1 protein-coding gene is annotated in these 1261 nt (G+C 56.4%); it reads left to right on the forward strand.

Features of this window, described 5'->3' with window-relative positions; genetic code table 11:
- The first annotated feature begins 45 nt into the window (after positions 1 to 45).
- Positions 46 to 1224, forward strand: a complete 1179-nt coding sequence (locus ABZO33_RS26805) for an integrase core domain-containing protein (RefSeq protein ID WP_111533459.1) — start codon at positions 46 to 48, stop codon at positions 1222 to 1224.
- Positions 1225 to 1261: the final 37 nt, after the last annotated feature.

A 1261-nucleotide genomic window follows, 5' to 3' on the forward strand; every position in this document is an offset into this window, starting at 1 on the left:
GGTAACAGTCTTTAACTGGCAGGGTCGGTTTTCGAGGATCTGACCATGCCTTGGCGAGAGCTGAAACCTATGGACCTTAAAATGCTTTTCATCGCGGATTACCTGCAGGGGCCGCCCAGCTTCAGCGCCCTGTGCCAGGCCTATGAGATCAGCCGAAAGACTGGCTACAAATGGGTCGAGCGATATGAGAAAGAGGGGCCTTCGGGGCTGGAAGAACGCAGCCGCCGCCGGTTGAACCAGGATTGGGTCGTACCCGCTGCAGTTCGCGAAGCCATCATCGAACTACGCAGTCGAGGCGAAACGGAACCGGGTCCGAAAAAGATCCAAGCTGCGCTGCAGGAGCGTTTCCCTGATCAGGCTCCGCCCTCGAAGACAGCGATCTACAACATCCTCAAGAAAGCCGAGTTGGTCAAACCACGCCGCTTACGTCAGCGTGTAGCGGTCTATCCCAAGCCACTGGAGAAGGCCGAGTCGCCTAACCAGCTGTTCAGTGCGGACTACAAAGGTCAATTTCTGACAGGTGCAGGCGTCTGGTGCTATCCGCTGACGATCATGGATCACGCCAGTCGTTTCCTGCTCGCCTGTCACAGCATGCCCAATACCAACCTGCTGGAAACCCAGGCCGTTTTCACCCAAGTGTTCCGAGAGAATGGCTTGCCTGAGCGGATTCGTACCGATAACGGTGTGCCGTTTGCCAGTAAGGGGCGTGCGGGACTTTCTCAGCTGTCGATCTGGTGGCTGCGTCTAGGCATCATTCCCGAGCGCATTGCGCCTGGTCGGCCTGAACAAAATGGCCGCCACGAGCGCATGCATCGAACGCTCAAAAGCACGCTCCCATCGCCGCCCGCAGTGGCCTGGGAGGCTCAACAACGGCACTTTGATCGCTTTCGGCAGCACTACAATCACGAGCGCTTGCATGAAGCGCTGAAGCAGAAAACACCGGCGTCTTGCTACCAGCCATCCCCACGCCCATTCCCTGAAAAGCTCCCCGAAATGACCTATCCCAGTCATATCGAGAGCTTGCCGGCTGATAGCTCCGGCATCATCAATCGCCGGGGCTTGAGGATCTACGTAGGTTATGTGCTCAAGCACCAGACCATTGGACTGGAGCAGGTTGGGGATGGCGTCTGGGATGTTATTTTCGGTCCCATCATCCTTGGCAGGGTCGATGTGCGGGATGCCACTGATGGTTATGTAACACTTAAGGTGTTGTCACCTATGTGAGTGAACTTTTGTGTAACCCATGTGGGTGATCCGTACA

The sequence above is a fragment of the Pseudomonas sp. CAM1A genome (assembly GCF_047501685.1).
In the GTDB taxonomy this organism is placed as follows: Bacteria; Pseudomonadota; Gammaproteobacteria; order Pseudomonadales; family Pseudomonadaceae; genus Aquipseudomonas.